This window comes from Trinickia sp. (genome assembly GCF_036503415.1).
Taxonomy (GTDB): domain Bacteria; phylum Pseudomonadota; class Gammaproteobacteria; order Burkholderiales; family Burkholderiaceae; genus Trinickia.
This window is the reverse complement of sequence record NZ_DASXWY010000027.1, coordinates 1-18,352: the sequence shown is the minus strand read 5'-3', so window position 1 is coordinate 18,352 and position 18,352 is coordinate 1. Positions and strand designations below refer to the sequence as shown.

The window sequence follows — 18,352 nt, the reverse complement described above, 5'->3', positions numbered from 1 at the left end:
CAGTCAATTAGATTGGGCCGCACTTCTCGTGGCGTCCCGCACCGCGGCCCATACCTTGATGGCATCGACGGTCTCCGCCACGTCGTGCACTCGCACGATCGCTGCACCGCGCTCAGCCGCGCAGACCGCCCCCGCTACGCTGGCCGCGACCCGCTCGGCCGGCGTAGCACGACCCGTGACGACGCCGAACATCGATTTACGCGACATCCCCGCCAGGATCGGGAAGGGCCTTGCTCCCGGCGCAACCCGCGGTGCGGTATCCCGTAGGTGCGCCAACAGCGCGTAGTTATCTTCGAACGTCGATTTCCCAAAGCCGAATCCCGGATCGACGCTCAACCGTTCGCGCGCGATGCCTTCGCGCATCAGCGTATCGACACGCTCCGTCAGGAACGTACGAACATCCGCCACCACATCGGCATACTCGGGCTTGCCGCGCTGCATTGTCTGCGGTTCTCCGTGCATATGCATCGCGCACAAACCGCAGGCGCTATCGCGCACGGCCTCGATGGCGCCCGGAAGACGGAAACCCCAGACGTCGTTGATCAGGTCCGCACCGGCCGCCAGTGCGGCCCGCATCACTTCGGGCTTGTAGGTGTCGACGGACAGCGGCACCCCGACTCCCGCCAACGCCTCGACGATCGGCATCACGCGGGCCAGCTCTTCATCGAGCGGTACCGGCGGCGCGCCGGGGCGCGTCGATTCGCCGCCGATATCGATGATCTCGACGCCCTCGTGAATCATGCGTTCCGCCTGGCGCAGCGCGTCGTCGCGGGCCGCGTAACGCCCGCCATCGGAAAACGAATCGGGGGTGACGTTGAGAATTCCCATTACGCGGGGCCGCTCGAACGTCAACGTGAACCGGCCGCATTGCAGCGGCTCGGGAAGGGATGCCGGGGAAAGATCAGTGTGCGTCACGAATCGTTGTGCGAGGAAAAAACACCCAGGGGCGCGTGCGCGACGCAACGAAAAAGGCCGGTGCGTCAACCGCACCGGCCCTGTCACGCATCGCAACCTTCGTCAGGCCGGCGCGGTGGCGCTGCCCGGCTTGACCTCAGCGCCCGGCGGCGTCCCACTACTGCCGGACGAGGCATCGGCCGGCGAAGCGCTCTTCGGCGAACGCGGCGGGCGACCGGCCATGATGTCGTTGATCTGGTCCGCATCGATGGTTTCCCATTCCATCAGCGCGGCAGTCATAGCCTCGACCTTGTCGCGGTTGGCTTCGAGCAGGCTCCGTGCAAGGTTGTACTGGTCATCGAGCACGTGGCGAATCTCGGCATCGACCTTCTGCTGCGTCGCCTCCGAAATGGCGCGTGTAAAGCCCCGGCCGAACGGCGAACTTTCGTTTTCGTCATCGGCGTAGACCATCGGACCGAGCGCATCCGTCATACCGAAGCGCGTCACCATCGCGCGAGCAGTCTGCGTGGCCTTGTTGAAATCGTCCGAGGCGCCGGTGCTGATCAGATTCAGGAACAGCTCCTCCGCAACGCGGCCGCCAAACAGGATCGCGAGCCGATCGAGCAGATAATCCTTGGAATACGTCTCGTTATCGTGCTCGGGCAATTGCCAGGTCACCCCAAGCGCGCGGCCGCGCGGAATGATCGTGACCTTGTGAACCGGATCGGCCTTCGGCAACAACTTCGCCACGACGGCGTGACCGGCTTCGTGATACGCCGTGGCGCGCTTCGCTTCCTCGCGAATCACGGCCGACTTGCGCTCGGGGCCCATGAAGATCTTGTCCTTGGCATCCTCGAAGTCCTGCATCTCGACGATGCGCTTGCCCCGGCGCGCCGCGAAAAGTGCGGCTTCGTTGACGAGGTTCGCGAGGTCCGCACCCGAAAAACCCGGTGTGCCGCGCGCGATGACGGCAGCGTCGACATCGTTGGCGATCGGAACCTTGCGCAGGTGCACTTTCAAAATCTGCTCGCGGCCGCGAATGTCGGGCAAGCCGACATAGACCTGACGGTCGAAACGGCCGGGACGCAGCAATGCTTTGTCGAGCACGTCCGAACGGTTCGTCGCGGCGATGACGATGACGCCCGAATTGGCTTCGAAGCCATCCATCTCGACGAGCATCTGGTTCAGGGTCTGCTCGCGCTCGTCGTTGCCGCCCCCCATGCCGGCGCCGCGGTGGCGGCCGACGGCATCGATTTCGTCGATGAAGACGATGCACGGGGCATGTTTTTTCGCTTGCTCGAACATATCGCGAACGCGCGCGGCACCCACGCCGACGAACATTTCAACGAAATCCGAACCGGAGATACTGAAAAACGGCACCTTGGCTTCGCCGGCGATGGCGCGCGCAAGCAGCGTCTTGCCGGTACCGGGTGGCCCGACGAGCAGCACGCCACGCGGAATGCGTCCACCGAGCTTCTGAAATTTTTGCGGGTCGCGCAGGAAATCGACGAGTTCGGACACTTCCTCCTTCGCTTCGTCACAACCGGCGACATCCGTGAAATTGATTGCGTTGTTGTTCTCGTCGATCAGACGCGCGCGCGATTTGCCGAACGAGAACGCTCCGCCTTTGCCGCCGCCCTGCATCTGCCTCATCATGTAAAACCAGAATCCGATGATGAGAATCGTCGGTCCGAGGTAGTAAAGCGCCGATACGAGCGCGCTCGGCTCTTCATCGGCCTTGCCGCTCACCTGAACGCCATACTTCATCAGATCGCCGACCATCCAGATGTCGCCCGGCGATACGATCTGGTACTTTTGACCGTCGGCAGGAGTGACCGTGAGATTACGCCCTTGAACGACGACACTCTTGACCTTGCCGTCCTTCGCATCCGTCATGAACTGGGAGTACGAGACACCTTCCTGGACGCGGGGCTTGTCGAACTGCTTGAACACAGTAAACAGCACCAGTGCGATCACCAGCCACACTGCTGCCTTCGAAAACATATTGTTGTTCAAAGCACCACTCCTTCCTTATAGACGGGCGCCTACATTTACCTTGCGGCACCACGAAAGCATTCTAATCCAGTCCGTAGACCCCTGCCATAACGTTTCGTTACCGCGCAAATAGGGTTTTCCGATCCGTCAACGTGTCGTTTTCGCACAGTGCGGGCACCGCGCGGCGCAGCGCTGGCACCGGCGCCCTTGACACGCTCCTTATCCCGGACGCTTCAAATTCCTGCCCAGAATGAACGTCTCGGACGATTTGTCGCGGGACGCCTTGGGCTTGCGCGCCGCGACCGTCTTGAATTGGCGCTTGAATTTCTCGACGATCTGACTGTAGCCGCTCCCGTGGAAACATTTGACGAGCAAAGCACCTTCCGGCTTCAGGTGGTTCTGCGCGAATTCGAGGGCGAGATCACAAATATGCTCGATACGCGCCGCGTCCGCCACGGCCACACCGGACAGATTGGGCGCCATATCGGAAATTACAAGGTCCACGCGCCGATCGCCCACTTTCTCTTCGAGCTGCGCCGCCACGGCCTCTTCGCGAAAGTCACCCTGAATGAAATGAACGTCGGCGATGGGCTCCATCGGCAGGAGATCGAGCGCAATGATCGTCCCGTCGATGCCGCCCTCTCGGCTTTCATCGCGGCGCGCGCCGTGCGCGAGCTTGTTGCGCACGTACTGACTCCAGCTGCCCGGCGCCGAGCCGAGATCGACGATCACCTGCCCCGGGCGAATCAGCTTGTCCTGCTCGTCGATTTCCTTGAGTTTGTAGGCCGCGCGGGCGCGGTAACCTTCGCGCTGCGCCAGCTTGACGTAAGGATCGTTGATATGGTCGTGCAGCCACGACTGATTGAAGCGATTTTTTGCCATCGAAAGGTTTACAACTGTTGCTGCGTCGCCGCACTTTTGGCGGATAATACGCGTTTTGCCGATGCGGCCGCCGCGCGCTCGCGGTTTGTCACATTCCTCACGCCTTCGTAACGTATTTGCAAGCTGCCTCGCGTATTCGCAAGCCGCCCACATTCTAGTCGAGTTGCCGATCCCCCATGCCCGCCCTAAAAGTCTCTCCCGCTCAACGCGCCGAATTGCGCGCCCAGGCTCATGCGCTCAAACCGGTCGTGCTGATCGGAGGCGATGGGCTGACCGATGCCGTGCTGGCCGAGATAAAGGTCCACCTCGCCGCGCATGAGCTCATCAAGATTCGCGTATTCGGCGACGAACGCGAGGCGCGCGCGGCCATCTACGAACAGATCTGCGATACGCTGCGCGCCGCTCCCATCCAGCACATCGGCAAATTGCTCGTGGTCTGGAAGCCGCAGGAGAACGCCCGCGCCGCGGTGACCAAACCCGCGGGCCGCACCGCCACCGCGAAAAGCCCCGCCAGCGCCAAGACCGCAGGCCGTGCCGGCGGCGCTAGCGCAGCGCGCAGCCGCGCCATGCCGAGTGTGCAGCAAGCCGCCGGCGAAAAAGCCGGGCGCGGTGCCGCACCCCGCCTGGTAACAGTCGTCAAGCCGAGCGACAACCCCAAGCGCAGGCCGAAACCGCAAACCGTGGTCGTGCGCGGCAACGAACGTGTCACCGCGGGTGGCACGGTCAAGCGTGCGAAGAAACGTCAGACCAGCGCCAAGCGCCAGCATCAAACAGTGAAGTAACCGGGACTTCAGGGCCCGTCCGATTATCGGGGGCCACTCTCGAGCGGCATGTCAGGTTCGGCTGCTCGCACCGCCGATAGTATCGACGGGCAGCTTCCAGACGAGTACGACGCCCAGCAGGCTCTCGATCAGATAAATCAGGCTCGAGACGCCATGAAGCATCCCGAATCGGGCGGCATACGCCGAATGCGCCAGATCCACGCCGGCGTCGAGTGCCGCGGTGCGCATCGCTTCCATGAACGGCTGCAGCGCGAAATATCCGACCAGCACGCAAATCAGCATACCGGCCAACAACCCTCTGAGCGGCCGGTACGCGAGCGAACCGCGCCGCACGAGTACGTTGCCGAGCGCGAGCGCGAGAATCCCACACAACACGCCGATCATCGCTTCGATCCGAAAAAGCCGCGCGGCGACAGCGCCCGCCGCGACACGGTCCAGCGTCGCAAACAGCGTGGGCGCGGCAGCGTAGCCGATCGTCAGCAAAGAGCCGACCCAAACGACGACGAGCAATCTGAAAATGCGATGCGGAGCCAGGGACACGTGGCCGCCTGTCAGACGTAGCTCACGGCGATGATTTCGTACTCGCGCACGCCGCCGGGCGCCTGCACCGCAGCGACGTCGCCTTCCGATTTACCGATCAGCGCGCGTGCGATCGGCGAGCTGACGGAGATCAGACCGTGATCGATATCGGCCTCGTCGTCGCCGACGATCTGATACGTCACGACGTTGCCCGAACCGAGATCCTCGAGCTCGACGGTGGCCGCGAACACCACGCGGCCGTCGGCATCCAGCGCGGACGGGTCGATCACCTGGGCCGCGGCCAGCTTCGATTCGATCTCCGCAATCCGGCCCTCGATGAATCCCTGCTTTTCCTTTGCCGCATCGTATTCGGCGTTTTCGGACAGATCGCCTTGCGCACGCGCCTCGGCGATCGAGTTGATGACAGAGGGACGCTCGATGGATTTCAATCGCTGCAGTTCGTCGCGCAGCTTGTTGGCGCCCCGTTTTGTCAATGGAATAGTGCTCATAGACAGATCAGTAAGCAAAAAAGACGGCTATAAAAAAGTACCGCGGTTAAGTGCATCCCGTCAGGCGTTGTGGCCACCGGAGGGGACGCCGCTTAACCGCGGCATCTGGGGTCGAAGCCGACCCCGACTAGTAATCAGAAGCCTAGTTTAGGCGAGCGTGAAGGCCTTGTAAATCATAGACTTCCAAGTCGCGCAGGTAACGCAGGCCCTCGACGGCCGCGCGCGCGCCGGACATCGTCGTGTAGTACGTGACCTTATTTGCCTGGGCGCTCATGCGAATCGAGCGCGAATCGGCGATTGCGGCGCGCGTTTCGTCGACCGTCGTGAAGACGAGGGCGATCTCGCCGTTTTTGATCATGTCGACGATGTGGGGGCGCCCGTCCTTCACCTTGTTGACGACCTTCACGGGCACACCGGCTGCGGCAATCGCCGCGGCTGTGCCTTTCGTCGCGACGATCGGGTAGCCGAGTTCATGCAGCATGCCGGCCACTTCGACCGCTTTCGCCTTGTCCGCATCCATCACCGTGATCAGCACGGTGCCCGACTCCGGCAGTCGCGAGCCGGCGGCGAGTTGCGACTTGAACAGCGCTTCGCCGAACGTCTGGCCGACACCCATCACTTCGCCCGTCGAACGCATCTCCGGCCCCAGGACCGGATCGACGGTCGGGAATTTGACGAACGGGAAGACGGCTTCCTTCACGCTGAAGTAAGGCGGCTCGACCTCCTTTTCGACGCCCTGCTGAGCGAGCGTTTGTCCGACCATTGCGCGCGCGGCGATCTTGGCGAGCGGGAGGCCCGTCGCCTTGGAGACGTACGGCACGGTACGCGAAGCGCGAGGATTGACTTCCAGCACGTAGATGACGTCCTTCAGCGTTCCGTCGTCCTGCTTCACCTGCTGAATCGCGAACTGGACGTTCATCAGGCCCACGACGTTCAGGGCGCGCGCCATGGCGCCGGTCTGGCGCTTGAGTTCGGCTACCGTCTCCTTCGAAAGCGAATAAGGCGGCAACGAACAGGCCGAATCGCCCGAATGCACGCCGGCCTGTTCGATGTGCTCCATCACGCCGCCGATGAAGACGGCCTGGCCGTCCGAGATGCAATCGACATCGCATTCGATCGCATCGTTCAGGAAACGGTCGAGCAGCACCGGCGAATCGTTGGACACCTTCACGGCCTCGCGCATATAGCGCTCGAGATCGCGCGGCTCATGGACGATTTCCATCGCGCGCCCACCGAGCACATACGACGGGCGCACGACGAGCGGGTAACCGATCTCGTCGGCAAGCGTGAGCGCGTCCGCTTCGGTGCGCGCCGTGCGGTTCGGCGGCTGACGCAACTGCAGGTCCTGCAGCAGCTTCTGGAAGCGCTCGCGATCTTCCGCGGCATCGATCATGTCAGGCGACGTACCGATGATCGGCACGCCGTTGGCTTCCAGATCGAGCGCCAGCTTCAGCGGCGTCTGACCGCCATACTGGACGATCACGCCGAGCGGCTTTTCCTTGTCGACGACCTCGAGGACGTCTTCGAGCGTGAGCGGCTCGAAATAAAGGCGATCGGACGTGTCGTAATCGGTCGACACGGTCTCGGGGTTGCAATTGACCATGATCGTTTCATAGCCATCCTCGCGCATGGCGAGCGCGGCGTGAACGCAGCAGTAGTCGAATTCGATGCCCTGGCCGATGCGGTTCGGGCCGCCGCCGAGCACCATGATCTTCTTGTTCGATGTCGGCATGGCCTCGCACTCTTCCTCGTAGGTCGAGTACATATAGGCCGTCTTCGTGGCGAATTCAGCGGCGCACGTATCGACCCGCTTGTAGACCGGACGCACGTTCAGCTCGATACGGCGGAGGCGCACGTCGGCCGGTGCGGCCGCAAGCAGCTTCGCAAGCCGGCGGTCCGAGAAACCGCTTTGCTTCAGGAAGCGAAGCTCGTCCCTGCTGAGGCTCTCGAGCGTACGGCCGGCGAGCGCTTTTTCCCTGGCGACGATTTCTTCGATTTGCGCGAGGAACCACGGATCGATCGACGTCTCTTCGAACACCTCGTCGAGCGACATGCCGAGGCGGAACGCGTCGCCCACGTACCAGATGCGATCCGGACCGGGCTCGCCGATCTCGCGCACGATCTCGTCGCGGTGCGTGGATTTCTCGTCGAGCCCGTCCACGCCGACTTCGAGTCCGCGCAGCGCCTTCTGGAACGATTCCTGGAACGTGCGGCCGATCGCCATGACCTCGCCCACGGATTTCATCTGCGTCGTCAGATGCGAATCGGCCTCGCGGAATTTCTCGAACGCAAAGCGCGGAATCTTCGTGACGACATAATCGATCGTCGGCTCGAACGATGCGGGCGTCTGACCGCCCGTGATTTCGTTCTTGAGCTCGTCGAGCGTATAGCCGACGGCCAGCTTGGCGGCGACCTTCGCAATCGGAAAGCCCGTAGCCTTCGAAGCGAGCGCCGACGAACGCGACACGCGCGGATTCATTTCGATGACGATCACGCGGCCGTCATCCGGATTGATGGCGAACTGAACGTTCGAGCCACCCGTATCGACGCCGATTTCACGCAGAACCGCCAGCGACGCGTTGCGCAGTAGCTGGTATTCCTTGTCTGTCAACGTCTGCGCCGGTGCCACGGTGATCGAATCGCCGGTATGGATGCCCATCGGATCGAGGTTTTCGATCGAGCAGACGATGATGCAGTTGTCCGCACGGTCGCGCACCACTTCCATCTCGTACTCTTTCCACCCGAGCAGCGATTCTTCGATGAGCAATTCATGCGTCGGCGAAAGGTCGAGGCCGCGCCGGCAGATTTCTTCGAATTCCTGGCGGTTGTAGGCGATACCGCCGCCCGAGCCGCCGAGCGTGAAGGACGGCCGGATCACGACCGGGTAGCCGGGGCCGCCCGTTTGCACGGCGATTTCAACCTGCACCTTCAGCGCTTCTTCCATCGAATGCGCGACGCCCGACTTCGCCGAGCCGAGGCCGATCTTCGTCATCGCATCCTTGAACTTCTGACGGTCCTCCGCCTTGTCGATCGCTTCCGGCGATGCGCCGATGAGTTCGACGCCGTACTTGGCCAGCACACCGTGATGGAAAAGATCGAGCGCGCAGTTGAGCGCCGTTTGGCCGCCCATCGTGGGCAGGATCGCATCGGGACGCTCTTTCGCGATGATGCGCTCGACCACCTCCCAGGTGATGGGCTCGATGTAGGTCACGTCCGCCGTGTTCGGGTCGGTCATGATCGTGGCCGGGTTGCTGTTGACGAGAATGACCTTGTAGCCTTCCTCGCGCAGCGCCTTGCAAGCCTGTGCGCCCGAGTAATCGAACTCGCACGCCTGGCCGATGATGATCGGACCCGCGCCGATGATGAGAATGCTCTTGATGTCTGTCCGCTTGGGCATAACGCTCTCGCTAATGTATTTCTGGTATCTCTGACGAAAGGCGGCGCGAGCTCTCGCGCCGCGGCACGAATCACGCGGCCGCGCTACCGCGCTTCGCGTCCATCAACGCGGTGAAGCGGTCGAACAGATAGCCGATATCGTGCGGACCCGGCGATGCCTCGGGATGACCCTGGAAGCAGAACGCGGGCTTGTCCGTCAATTCGAAACCCTGCAAGGTGCCGTCGAAAAGCGAGATGTGCGTGACGCGCGCATTGGGCGGCAGCGTCGCCGCATCGACAGCGAAACCATGGTTCTGCGATGTGATGACGACCCGGCCGTCCCCCAGATCTTTCACAGGATGATTCGCGCCATGGTGGCCCGTTTTCATCTTCATCGTCTTTGCGCCGACGGCGAGGCCCATGATCTGATGACCGAGACAGATGCCGAAAGTCGGAACGCCGCGGTCGATAAACTCCTTCGTCGCGGCGATCGCGTAATCGCAAGGCTCCGGGTCGCCGGGGCCGTTCGACAGGAACACGCCGTCCGGATTGAGCCCGAGCGCATCGGCCGCGCTCGATTGCGCGGGCAGCACCGTGACTTGGCAGCCGCGCTCGGCAAGCATGCGCAAGATGTTGTGCTTGACGCCGTAATCGAAGGCGACCACGCGGTAGCGCGGGGAGCGCTGCGCCCCGAAACCGCTGCCGAGCCGCCATTCGGTCTGCGCCCACTCGTAGGGCTTGGCAGTGGAAACGACCTTGGCGAGGTCCATGCCCGCGAGCCCTGGGAACGAGCGCGCAAGCTCCACGGCACGCGCTTCGTCGTCGGTACCCGCGAGAATGCAGCCGTTTTGCGCACCCTTGTCGCGCAAAATGCGGGTGAGCCGGCGCGTATCGATTCCGGCGATGGCCACGACGCCTTCGTCGCGCAGATAGTCGGCGAGCGTGCGCTGCATCCGGAAGTTCGACGCCCGCACCGGCAGATCGCGCACGATCAGGCCCGCGGCATGAACTTTCATCGATTCGACGTCTTCACCGTTGACCCCGACGTTACCGATATGGGGATAGGTGAGCGTCACGATCTGGCGCGCGTAGCTCGGATCGGTCAGGATTTCCTGATAACCGGTGATGGCCGTGTTGAAGACCACCTCGCCGATCGTATGGCCGGCCGCGCCGATCGCGTAACCGCGAAAGACCGTGCCGTCAGCGAGTGCAAGCAGAGCGGGAGGAAAAGACGGCAACACGGGAAGCTCCTTGGGGAGCACCCTGTTGCCGACCTGTCATCCGCCCGGAGGCTGCCACGGCGCCGATGTTTCGGCGGCAAGCGCGGCGCTCGACGTTCCTCGTTGCGCGTGAAGCCTGGCTGGCGCGTCCGGACGCTCGATGGCCCGGAATCGAAGGCTTTTGCCAAACTACGCCACGGTGCATTGAGCGGCGGATGAACGGGATGGGGAAGGTAGGCGCTAGGGTGCGGGTTGAATAGCGAAACTTTCGAATTATAGCGTGAAAGCCCTATTCCCTACAATGGACGTACGGGGATGCGGTGGTATGGGCGGGCGTCCGCCGTACCGAAGGACGGCGAACGTATCACATCGGATCACGCGCGGATCACGCGCGGATCAAGCACGGACCAAGGACGTAGCAAGCCGTATCAAACGCTCACTGCTGCTTGGTTTGTCCGCGCGACGACGCAACGGTCGTGCTCTGCTGCCGGCCTTGCACCGGCTTCGCACTGCTCTTCCTGGCCGACTTCGAGGCCGTTTCGACGCTCTTTCGAGCCGGCGCGTCAGCCTTGCTTTCGCCTTTGCCGGCGGCGGCACGGGCCGCAACCTTCACGGACTTTGTCCGCGCCCCGCCGCGTGCGGCGCTCCGACTCGAATGCGCTTTCGGTTTCACTTCGGCCGCGCGTGCTTCGATCTTCTCGGCGCGCGCATCGGCCGGCACTTCCGTGGCGATTTTCTGCGGCCCCGGCTCCGCCGGCATCGTCTTGCCCACCGGCACGTGCAGCACGATCACCTGACCCGGCATGAGCGTTTCGCGCCGGGTCCTCTTGTTCCACGCCCTCAGTTGCGCGATCGAGACCTGGTAGCGCGCCGCAACCGCCGCGAGCGATTGCTTGCGACGCACGCGGATCAGCATCTTGCGAGTGTCCGGAACGTCGGGCTCCATCGCGAGCACCGCGCTTTCGGCAACGTCGGCGCTGATGTCCTCGTCGTCGCCGTCACGCGGTACGAGTAGCGTCGAACCGGGCTTCAGGCGCATGCCGGCCGGAATCTTGTTGACCTCCATCAGCGTGTCGGCGTCGACCCCGAGCTTTTCAGCGAGGGCCGCAGGCCGCGCGCGCTCCGTCACCGTATAGGTGGTCCAGGACGACAATTGGCCGCCGTACGACTTGAGATTGCGTTCGAAAGCGCTTGCGTTGTCGAACGGCAGCAGGATTTGCGGCTGCGTCGCGCCGAGGATCACCGGCCGCTTGAACGACGGGTTCAGCGAACGGAACTCGTCGAGCGACATGTCGGCGAGCTTCGCGGCCGTTGCGACGTCGATATCGTGCGACGTCGTGACCGACACGAAATAGGGGTGGTTCGGAATCGACGGCAACGCCAACCCATACATCTGCGGGTTGACCACGATGTTCTTGACCGCCTGAAGCTTCGGCACGTAGTTGCGCGTCTCGTTCGGCATGCGCAGGCTTTGATAGTCCGTCGGCAAACCGGCCGCCTGATTGCGCGCGATCGCACGCTGCACGTTGCCTTCGCCCCAGTTGTAGGCGGCCAGCGCGAGGTACCAGTCGCCGAACATGTCATGCAGGCGCGACAGATAGTCGAGCGCGGCGCCTGTCGAAGCCAGCACGTCGCGGCGCTCGTCTTGCCACATGTTCTGCTTGAGGTTATAGGTGCGCCCGGTGCCGGGCACGAACTGCCACATGCCCGCCGCCTTCGCGACCGACAGCGCCTGCGGATTGTACGCCGATTCGATGAACGGCAGCAGCGCGAGCTCCGTGGGCATGTGCCGCGCCTCGAGCTCTTCGACGATGTAATAGAGGTACTTCTGCGAACGCTCCGTCATGCGCTGGACGTAGTCCGGGCGCTGCGCATACCAATTGACCTGCATATCGACCAGGTCGCCCTGCAAGTCCGGAAGCTGAAAGCCGCGGCGGATGCGGCCCCACAGGTCGCTGTCCGCGGTCGTCAGTTGATCGACGGAGCCGGTATCGACGTCGATCGTTTGTTTCGCGGTGGCGGTGCGCAGGGAGTCGGGAGCGGCTTGCGGAGTGGAAGCGTCGTTGGAGGAGTTCGCCGTCGGTCCGCTGCTCGCGCAGGCGGCGAGCGTCAGAACCAATAGCGCACTGAGGATGAATCGCATGAACGTCTCGGCTTCCAAAACTGGAAATTTGCAGGCGATAGTACGAAAGCATGCCGGCCGCGTCAACTGAAAAGCCAAAAAAATGCTGACAAATCCGAGGCTTGGCGCACGTTTTCGATTCGTTTTCCGAGCCGAGTACCCGCTTTCACCGCAGGGGCCTGCTCGTGTCGCGCCATGCCACGCCTAGCGGAAGCGGTTTTTCCACTCGCGCATCAGCGTGAACGACGTCAACTTATCGGGCACCGTCTCATGGAGTTGTTCGGCGAGCGTGGCGCGAATCTCGTCGCGCTGCGCGCGCAGAAACGGGTTCACGGCGCGCTCGTGCGCGATCGTGGTGGGCAGCGTCGGCTCCTCGCGCGCGCGGCGTGCCGCCGCCTCCTCCTGCCACGCCCGCAGTTCGGCATTGCCGGGCTCACAGGCCAGCGCGAAGCGGATATTGGCCAGCGTATATTCGTGCGCGCAATGCACTTGCGTTTCACCGGGCAATGCCGCGAGCGCGTCGAGCGAGGCAAGCATTTGCGCCGGCGTGCCTTCGAAGAGCCGCCCGCAACCGCAGGCGAAGAGCGTATCGCCGCAGAACACATGGGGCGCCGCGCCGGCGCGGCCGTCCTGGAAGTACGCGATATGCCCGCGTGTATGGCCGGGCACGTCGAGAACCGCCAAATCCATCGCGGGCGATTCGAGGCGCACGCGATCTCCGCCCGACAGCGGGTACGTGACCTCGGCGATGGCTTCCGCCGCCGGCCCATAGACGGGGATCGATGCGTGACCGCAAAGATCGGCAACACCGCCGACATGGTCGGCATGGTGGTGCGTGAGTAAAATAGCGCTCAGTCGCAAGCGTCGTTGCGCGAGAAATGCGCGCACCGGAGCGGCTTCGCCCGGGTCGACCACGACCGCATCGCGCCCGTTCGACACGAGCCAGATGTAGTTGTCCGTAAAGGCCGGCACCGGCACGTATTCGAGCGTATTCATAGGCGACGCACCACACGATGTCTGATCGACCGATTATAGACTGGCCCGCCTGGACCGACTCTCCGCCCGGCCGTTACGTCCTGGCGTGGGAGCAGGCGCAGCTCGACCGCGTCGTATCCAACGTATTCGGTTATCACGCGCTGCAACTCGGCCTGCCGCAACTCGATGCGCTGCGGGAAAACCGTATGCCGTGCCGAGCGCTCGTGCTGGACGCTGCCAGCGGCGCAAGCTCGCCCTATCGTTTTCCGCCGGCCGCGCCTGACCCGCTTGCGCCGCCTATATCGCCCATACCGCCGCTGCCGCCCGATGTGCCGCTCGCGGCAAGCGACCGCTTCGCGCCCGACGGTCGCACCACGGTCTGGTGCGATCTGCTGGATTTGCCGTTCGAAGCGCAAAGCGTCGATCTGATCGTGATGCCCCATACGCTCGAATTCACGCGCGATCCGCACCGCCTGCTGCGCGAGGCCGAGCGCGTGCTGATGCCCGAGGGGCAACTGATCATTCTTGGCTTCAATTCGCTCAGCTTGTGGGGCGTGCGGCAATCGGTGGGCAAAATGACCGGACGCCCTTTCGTGCCGGCCGCACAAGACCTCATCGCATTCACGCGCATCAAGGACTGGATCAAGTTGCTCGGCTTCGAACTTGAACGCGGACGCTTCGGCTGCTATCGTCCGCCCCTCGTCGGCGAAAAGTGGCTCACGCGCTTTTCGTTCATGGAAGATGCCGGCGACCGATGGTGGCCCATTTTCGGTGCTGCCTACATGGTGACGGCGGTCAAGCGCGTGCGCGGCATGCGGCTCATCGGCCCCGTCAGGACGAAAAAGCCGGTGCTCGCACCGGGGCTCACGCCCGCAGCGACTCACAAGACACACAACCCGAGAATATGACGTGACGCCCGAGTTCATCGAAATCTATACGGACGGCGCGTGCAAGGGCAATCCGGGCCCCGGCGGATGGGGCGCGCTGTTGCGCTACGGCACGCAAGAGAAGGAACTCTTCGGCGGCGAGGCCTGCACGACGAACAACCGCATGGAACTGATGGCAGTCATCGCCGCGCTCGAAGCTTTGAAGCGTCCGTGCAAGGCCGTCATCCATACCGATTCGCAATACGTGCAAAAAGGCATCAGCGAGTGGATTCACGGCTGGAAGAAAAAGAATTGGATGACGGCCGCGAGGACGCCCGTGAAAAACGCCGACCTCTGGAGGCGGCTCGACGCACTGGCGGCTATGCATGAAATCGAGTGGCGCTGGGTGAAAGGCCATGCCGGGCATCCCGAGAACGAGCGGGCCGATGCGCTGGCGAACCGCGGCGTCGCCGCGCTCGCCGTTGGCTGAGTGCGTGGCCGTTGCGCCGCGCGTGCCTCGAAACAACCGTTTTTAAGCTACCTTGTCGACTATGCGCCAGATCGTCCTCGATACCGAAACCACAGGCCTCAATGCACGCACAGGCGACCGCATCATCGAAATCGGCGGCGTCGAACTGATCAACCGCCGACTGACCGGCAACAACCTGCATTTTTATATCAACCCGGAACGCGACAGCGATCCAGGCGCGCTGGCCGTTCACGGGCTGACCACCGAGTTTTTGAGCGATAAGCCGAAGTTCGCCGAAATCGTCGATGAACTGCGCGACTATCTGCGCGGCGCCGAGCTCGTCATCCACAACGCGGCATTCGATCTGGCCTTTCTCGAGGCCGAGTTCGCGTTGCTTGGATTGCCACCGTTCTCGGAACACTATGCGAGCGTGATCGATACGCTCGTTCAGGCGAAGTCGATGTTCCCGGGCAAGCGCAATTCGCTCGATGCCCTGTGCGATCGCTTCGGTATCAGCAATGCGCACCGCACGCTGCACGGCGCGTTGCTCGACTCGGAACTGCTGGCCGAGGTCTATCTCGCGATGACGCGTGGCCAGGAAAGCCTCGTCATCGATATGTTGGGCGACGCGCCGGCGCAGGCGGATGTCGCCGCACCGCGCGCCGGTGCGGTGCTCGAGTCGGTGGTGCTGCCCGTCCTGGCGGCGCAGGCCGAGGAACTCGCGGCGCACCAGGCTGTGCTCGACGATATCGAAAAGGCGACCAAGGGGACAAGTGTCTGGCGACGGGAGCCGGCGGGCGACGACGGCGATGCCGCCGTTGCGCAAGCCGCTTAAAAAGCGCTTTACCTGCCGTGCGGCGTCTGCCATAATCCGAGGCTCTTCGGGTGGTTAGCTCAGCGGTAGAGCACTGCCTTCACACGGCAGGGGTCACAGGTTCAATCCCTGTACCACCCACCAGAATCGGAAGGGCCGGCAAATGCCGGCCCTTCTTATTTTCTGGCGTTGCGGTGTCAAACAATCGCCCGCGCTAACGACTATGCATGCACGGCTTTGGGCGGCGTCTGGACAGTGTTGGCCACTCGGTTAGCCGTCGGCGGCTGCGCAGGGCGTGCCATCTGAGGAAGCGCCATAGGTGGCAGAGTCAGCGCACTCGATGTCACAACCGGTCCCGGTTTTTTCTTATCGCTACACCCGCAATCACAGCCGGCGTTAGCTCCTGCACCAGGGCAGCAGGCATCCATCGCCTTGTTGAGCGCGCAAGCCAGCAAATTGATCGTGCAGAGAATCGAGGAAAACTCGTCGCAAACGCTGCTGCACGAGCCGGTACCGCCTGTTTGGGTACTCGTGGCAGGGGCGAGCGCGCAGGTTATCGTTTGCAACATCTTCGTGATGCCGTCCTGCACTCCATTCGAATTGGCCGAACTGAGATCGGTAAAGGTGCCGCCGTTTTGCGTCGCAAGCGCCGTATATTCGCTTGCCACGCCCGGGGCCAGCGTCATACCAGTGGGCGGCGCGGTCAAGCACGTATAGATAAGCACGGGCTGATCCGGGTCGGTCCCAGCCGCTGTTTTCACCGCATCGGCGAGGCTCGTTCCTACCGTTGCGCCGCCGCCATTCGGCCACTCATTGGCAAACAGGAGAATCGCCCTGCTTGCGCCCTTGCGCCAATCGAAGAGCGCGCAGGCGTCCAGGATCGCGTTCTCCATGTCGTAGTTGTTGTCAGGCGGCGGCGTTCCGGGATCATGTTCTTTCAGCTGCACCGCCGGAATTCCGAGCCCATTCGGAGCAGGATCCGTCAGATATTTCTTGAGCGTCGGCGTCGGGAGCTTCGTGGGGAAGGCGTCGGTACCTACACAGAAGATGGCCGTCCTGACGTCCAATGGGCAAGTTTGAACGCCGTTGGAAATCGCATTCGCCGTAACGTCGCCAAGTGCGTCGGCGACCGGCGCCATCGAGACATCGCCGGCAACGAGCACGACGATATCGGCCAGCGGGCTGCCAGGGTAAGCCTGAGTCACGCTGCTCATAACTCCTCCTATATACATCAAAGCGGTGGGAAAACTAATTTTCGAGCGATTTCCAGAATCGCCTGTTCGGACATGCAAAACTTAATTCAGTGTGACTTCCAAGCCATAGCAAGTGCACCAATCATTCTTTGGATAACATCCGAAATCCGAGTGTCGAGCGACGACGGCACAGTCAGATCCGTGTAGGTGCCGCCGCTCAACGCCAAATTCCGATATTCGGTCGCCACATCTTTACTCAAGGTCTTATTAGTGGGTGGCGGCGTTAACCCCGTAAAAACAAGCACCGGATTCTTATCCTTATACCGCGCCGCTGTTTTGACGTCGGCAAGAATGCTGGTTCCTGCCGCTTGCCCGCCGCCATTCGGCCACTCGTTGGCCAACAAGAGAATCGCCTGCTTTGTGCCATTGCGCCAGTCGAAAAGCGCGCATGCGTCTATGATTGCGTTCTCCATGTCGTAATTGTAGTCAGGCGGCGGGGTCACGGGATCATGTTCTTTCACCTGCCCCGCCGGTGCCCCAACCCCCATCGGAGGCGGATTAACCAGGTAATTTTTGAGTGTCGGACTCGGGAGTTTCCCCGGAAAAGCGTCGGTACCCACGCTGAAGATGGACATGCTGACGTCCAACGGGAAAGCTTGAACGCCTTTCGAAATCGCACCCACTGCAACGTCGCCAAGTGCGTCGACGACGGGCGCCATCGAGACATCGCCGGCCACTAGTACAATAATATCGCCCGGTGGGCTCCCGGGGTAAGGATGAGTCAGTGCGCTCATGATCCCTCCTACAAAGATGATAAAAGTTAACTTCGAACAGTCTCGCTAAAAACGAAAGTTCACTTTCCAGCTATATGACGAGCTCTCGAAAGATCATTACGATGGTTACTGTGCAACAACAGCGGGATCGTTTCGGTAATACCCACGAATCTTGCCCATGTGATCGACGATCGCCAGATAAAAGAAATACGCCACATAGCCCGGCCTGAGCACGGTAGACTCCCAAAAAGGGTCGACTACTTCTTGCGCGATCAGCTGGTCAGGGTTCGATTTATCCGGCAAAAACGATTTTGTCCGGATCTCGCGGCACTCTGGCTGAGTAATGACATCAACCCCGTCGTAAAGAGTGAAATTCGTCAAAAACGCTTTATATCCCATTCCCATCGAAATAGATTCCATGCGCCATCGAATACTGGTGGCGGAAAGATCATCCTCTTCGCTCACCTTCAAATAGAGATATGGCGATTTGTTGTAGTCCGCACCATTCCATACCAAATCATTCCCATTACGAATAACCATATAAATATGTTCGTACTCCATCATCGGTGGGTTGGTCGGCGCATTATTCTCGCCGTATTGCGCAAGCACCGATTCACAATCAACCGCAATAAGGACATCGACGATATTTGGCATCTTGACCCCGACGTGTTCTGCGCAGCCATCAGGCACGGCAATTCACCCAAAGCATCCGCATAGAGATATTGATTACACAAGAGAAACCGGTCAGCTAATGGCAATCGCGGATTTCAGGTGATAGAATCCCTGCAACACCCCGTGATAATCGATCACCTTCACGGCCAGGTCGTAATTGACGCTACCGGGAGTTTTGACTTCGGACGCCCAAACAACCTCCTGGCGCACCTCGATCTGCGGTTGCACCGCAGCGCCGACCAACTTGGCCACCGGCACCGATGGTTCGATCCAAAGGGCCTTCGGTGCGTTG

17 protein-coding genes and 1 tRNA gene are annotated in these 18,352 nt (G+C 62.0%); 5 read left to right on the top strand and 13 right to left on the bottom strand.

Features of this window, described 5'->3' with window-relative positions:
* Positions 1–3: 3 nt before the first annotated feature.
* The 3 genes from folP to VGL01_RS03940 form a co-directional block, all read right to left on the bottom strand.
* Complete coding sequence (gene folP / locus VGL01_RS03950) at positions 4–915, bottom strand: dihydropteroate synthase (protein WP_331567293.1); 912 nt, start codon at positions 913–915, stop codon at positions 4–6.
* 102 nt (positions 916–1,017) lie between these two features.
* The gene (ftsH, locus tag VGL01_RS03945; protein ID WP_331567291.1) at positions 1,018–2,910 is read right to left on the bottom strand and encodes an ATP-dependent zinc metalloprotease FtsH; all 1,893 of its coding nucleotides are present in this window, start codon (positions 2,908–2,910) and stop codon (positions 1,018–1,020) included.
* A gap of 198 nt (positions 2,911–3,108) precedes the next feature.
* On the bottom strand, positions 3,109–3,771 hold the full coding sequence (locus VGL01_RS03940) for an RlmE family RNA methyltransferase (protein WP_331567289.1): 663 nt from the start codon (positions 3,769–3,771) through the stop codon (positions 3,109–3,111).
* Positions 3,772–3,947: 176 nt separating this feature from the next.
* Here VGL01_RS03940 and VGL01_RS03935 point away from each other — a divergent pair, with 176 nt between their 5' ends.
* The gene (locus tag VGL01_RS03935; protein ID WP_331567287.1) at positions 3,948–4,553 is read left to right on the top strand and encodes a YhbY family RNA-binding protein; all 606 of its coding nucleotides are present in this window, start codon (positions 3,948–3,950) and stop codon (positions 4,551–4,553) included.
* 51 nt (positions 4,554–4,604) lie between these two features.
* On the opposite strand, the gene VGL01_RS03930 is transcribed toward VGL01_RS03935, so the two are convergent.
* From VGL01_RS03930 to gloB, 6 genes are all read right to left on the bottom strand, one after another.
* Complete coding sequence (locus tag VGL01_RS03930) at positions 4,605–5,093, bottom strand: DUF4149 domain-containing protein (protein ID WP_331567285.1); 489 nt, start codon at positions 5,091–5,093, stop codon at positions 4,605–4,607.
* 11 nt (positions 5,094–5,104) lie between these two features.
* Positions 5,105–5,581 (bottom strand): transcription elongation factor GreA, encoded by a 477-nt coding sequence (greA, locus tag VGL01_RS03925; RefSeq protein WP_331567283.1) that lies wholly within the window; start codon positions 5,579–5,581, stop codon positions 5,105–5,107.
* A 142-nt stretch (positions 5,582–5,723) separates the two neighbouring features.
* Complete coding sequence (gene carB, locus VGL01_RS03920) at positions 5,724–8,978, bottom strand: carbamoyl-phosphate synthase large subunit (RefSeq protein WP_331567281.1); 3,255 nt, start codon at positions 8,976–8,978, stop codon at positions 5,724–5,726.
* A 70-nt stretch (positions 8,979–9,048) separates the two neighbouring features.
* Positions 9,049–10,197, bottom strand: a complete 1,149-nt coding sequence (gene carA / locus VGL01_RS03915) for a glutamine-hydrolyzing carbamoyl-phosphate synthase small subunit (protein ID WP_331567279.1) — start codon at positions 10,195–10,197, stop codon at positions 9,049–9,051.
* Positions 10,198–10,612: 415 nt separating this feature from the next.
* Positions 10,613–12,319, bottom strand: coding sequence for a transglycosylase SLT domain-containing protein (locus VGL01_RS03910; protein ID WP_331567277.1), 1,707 nt, complete (start codon positions 12,317–12,319; stop codon positions 10,613–10,615).
* Between the two features lie 183 nt (positions 12,320–12,502).
* Complete coding sequence (gloB, locus tag VGL01_RS03905; RefSeq protein WP_331567275.1) at positions 12,503–13,294, bottom strand: hydroxyacylglutathione hydrolase; 792 nt, start codon at positions 13,292–13,294, stop codon at positions 12,503–12,505.
* Positions 13,295–13,311: 17 nt separating this feature from the next.
* Here gloB and VGL01_RS03900 point away from each other — a divergent pair, with 17 nt between their 5' ends.
* From VGL01_RS03900 to VGL01_RS03885, 4 genes are all read left to right on the top strand, one after another.
* Positions 13,312–14,181, top strand: coding sequence for a class I SAM-dependent methyltransferase (locus tag VGL01_RS03900; RefSeq protein WP_331567273.1), 870 nt, complete (start codon positions 13,312–13,314; stop codon positions 14,179–14,181).
* Between the two features lies 1 nt (position 14,182).
* The gene (gene rnhA, locus VGL01_RS03895) at positions 14,183–14,629 is read left to right on the top strand and encodes a ribonuclease HI (protein ID WP_331567271.1); all 447 of its coding nucleotides are present in this window, start codon (positions 14,183–14,185) and stop codon (positions 14,627–14,629) included.
* 61 nt (positions 14,630–14,690) lie between these two features.
* Positions 14,691–15,443 (top strand): DNA polymerase III subunit epsilon, encoded by a 753-nt coding sequence (dnaQ, locus tag VGL01_RS03890; RefSeq protein WP_331567390.1) that lies wholly within the window; start codon positions 14,691–14,693, stop codon positions 15,441–15,443.
* A gap of 48 nt (positions 15,444–15,491) precedes the next feature.
* Positions 15,492–15,566 (top strand) — tRNA-Val (locus tag VGL01_RS03885).
* A gap of 77 nt (positions 15,567–15,643) precedes the next feature.
* Here VGL01_RS03885 and VGL01_RS03880 read toward each other — a convergent pair.
* From VGL01_RS03880 to VGL01_RS03865, 4 genes are all read right to left on the bottom strand, one after another.
* A complete protein-coding gene (locus tag VGL01_RS03880; RefSeq protein WP_331567269.1) occupies positions 15,644–16,714 on the bottom strand; it encodes a hypothetical protein in 1,071 nt (356 codons plus the stop codon).
* 8 nt (positions 16,715–16,722) lie between these two features.
* Positions 16,723–17,409, bottom strand: coding sequence for a hypothetical protein (locus VGL01_RS03875; protein WP_331567267.1), 687 nt, complete (start codon positions 17,407–17,409; stop codon positions 16,723–16,725).
* Between the two features lie 105 nt (positions 17,410–17,514).
* On the bottom strand, positions 17,515–18,042 hold the full coding sequence (locus VGL01_RS03870) for an AidA/PixA family protein (protein WP_331567265.1): 528 nt from the start codon (positions 18,040–18,042) through the stop codon (positions 17,515–17,517).
* A gap of 90 nt (positions 18,043–18,132) precedes the next feature.
* Positions 18,133–18,352: AidA/PixA family protein (locus tag VGL01_RS03865; protein ID WP_331567263.1), on the bottom strand; the 220-nt coding region annotated here is incomplete at its 5' end.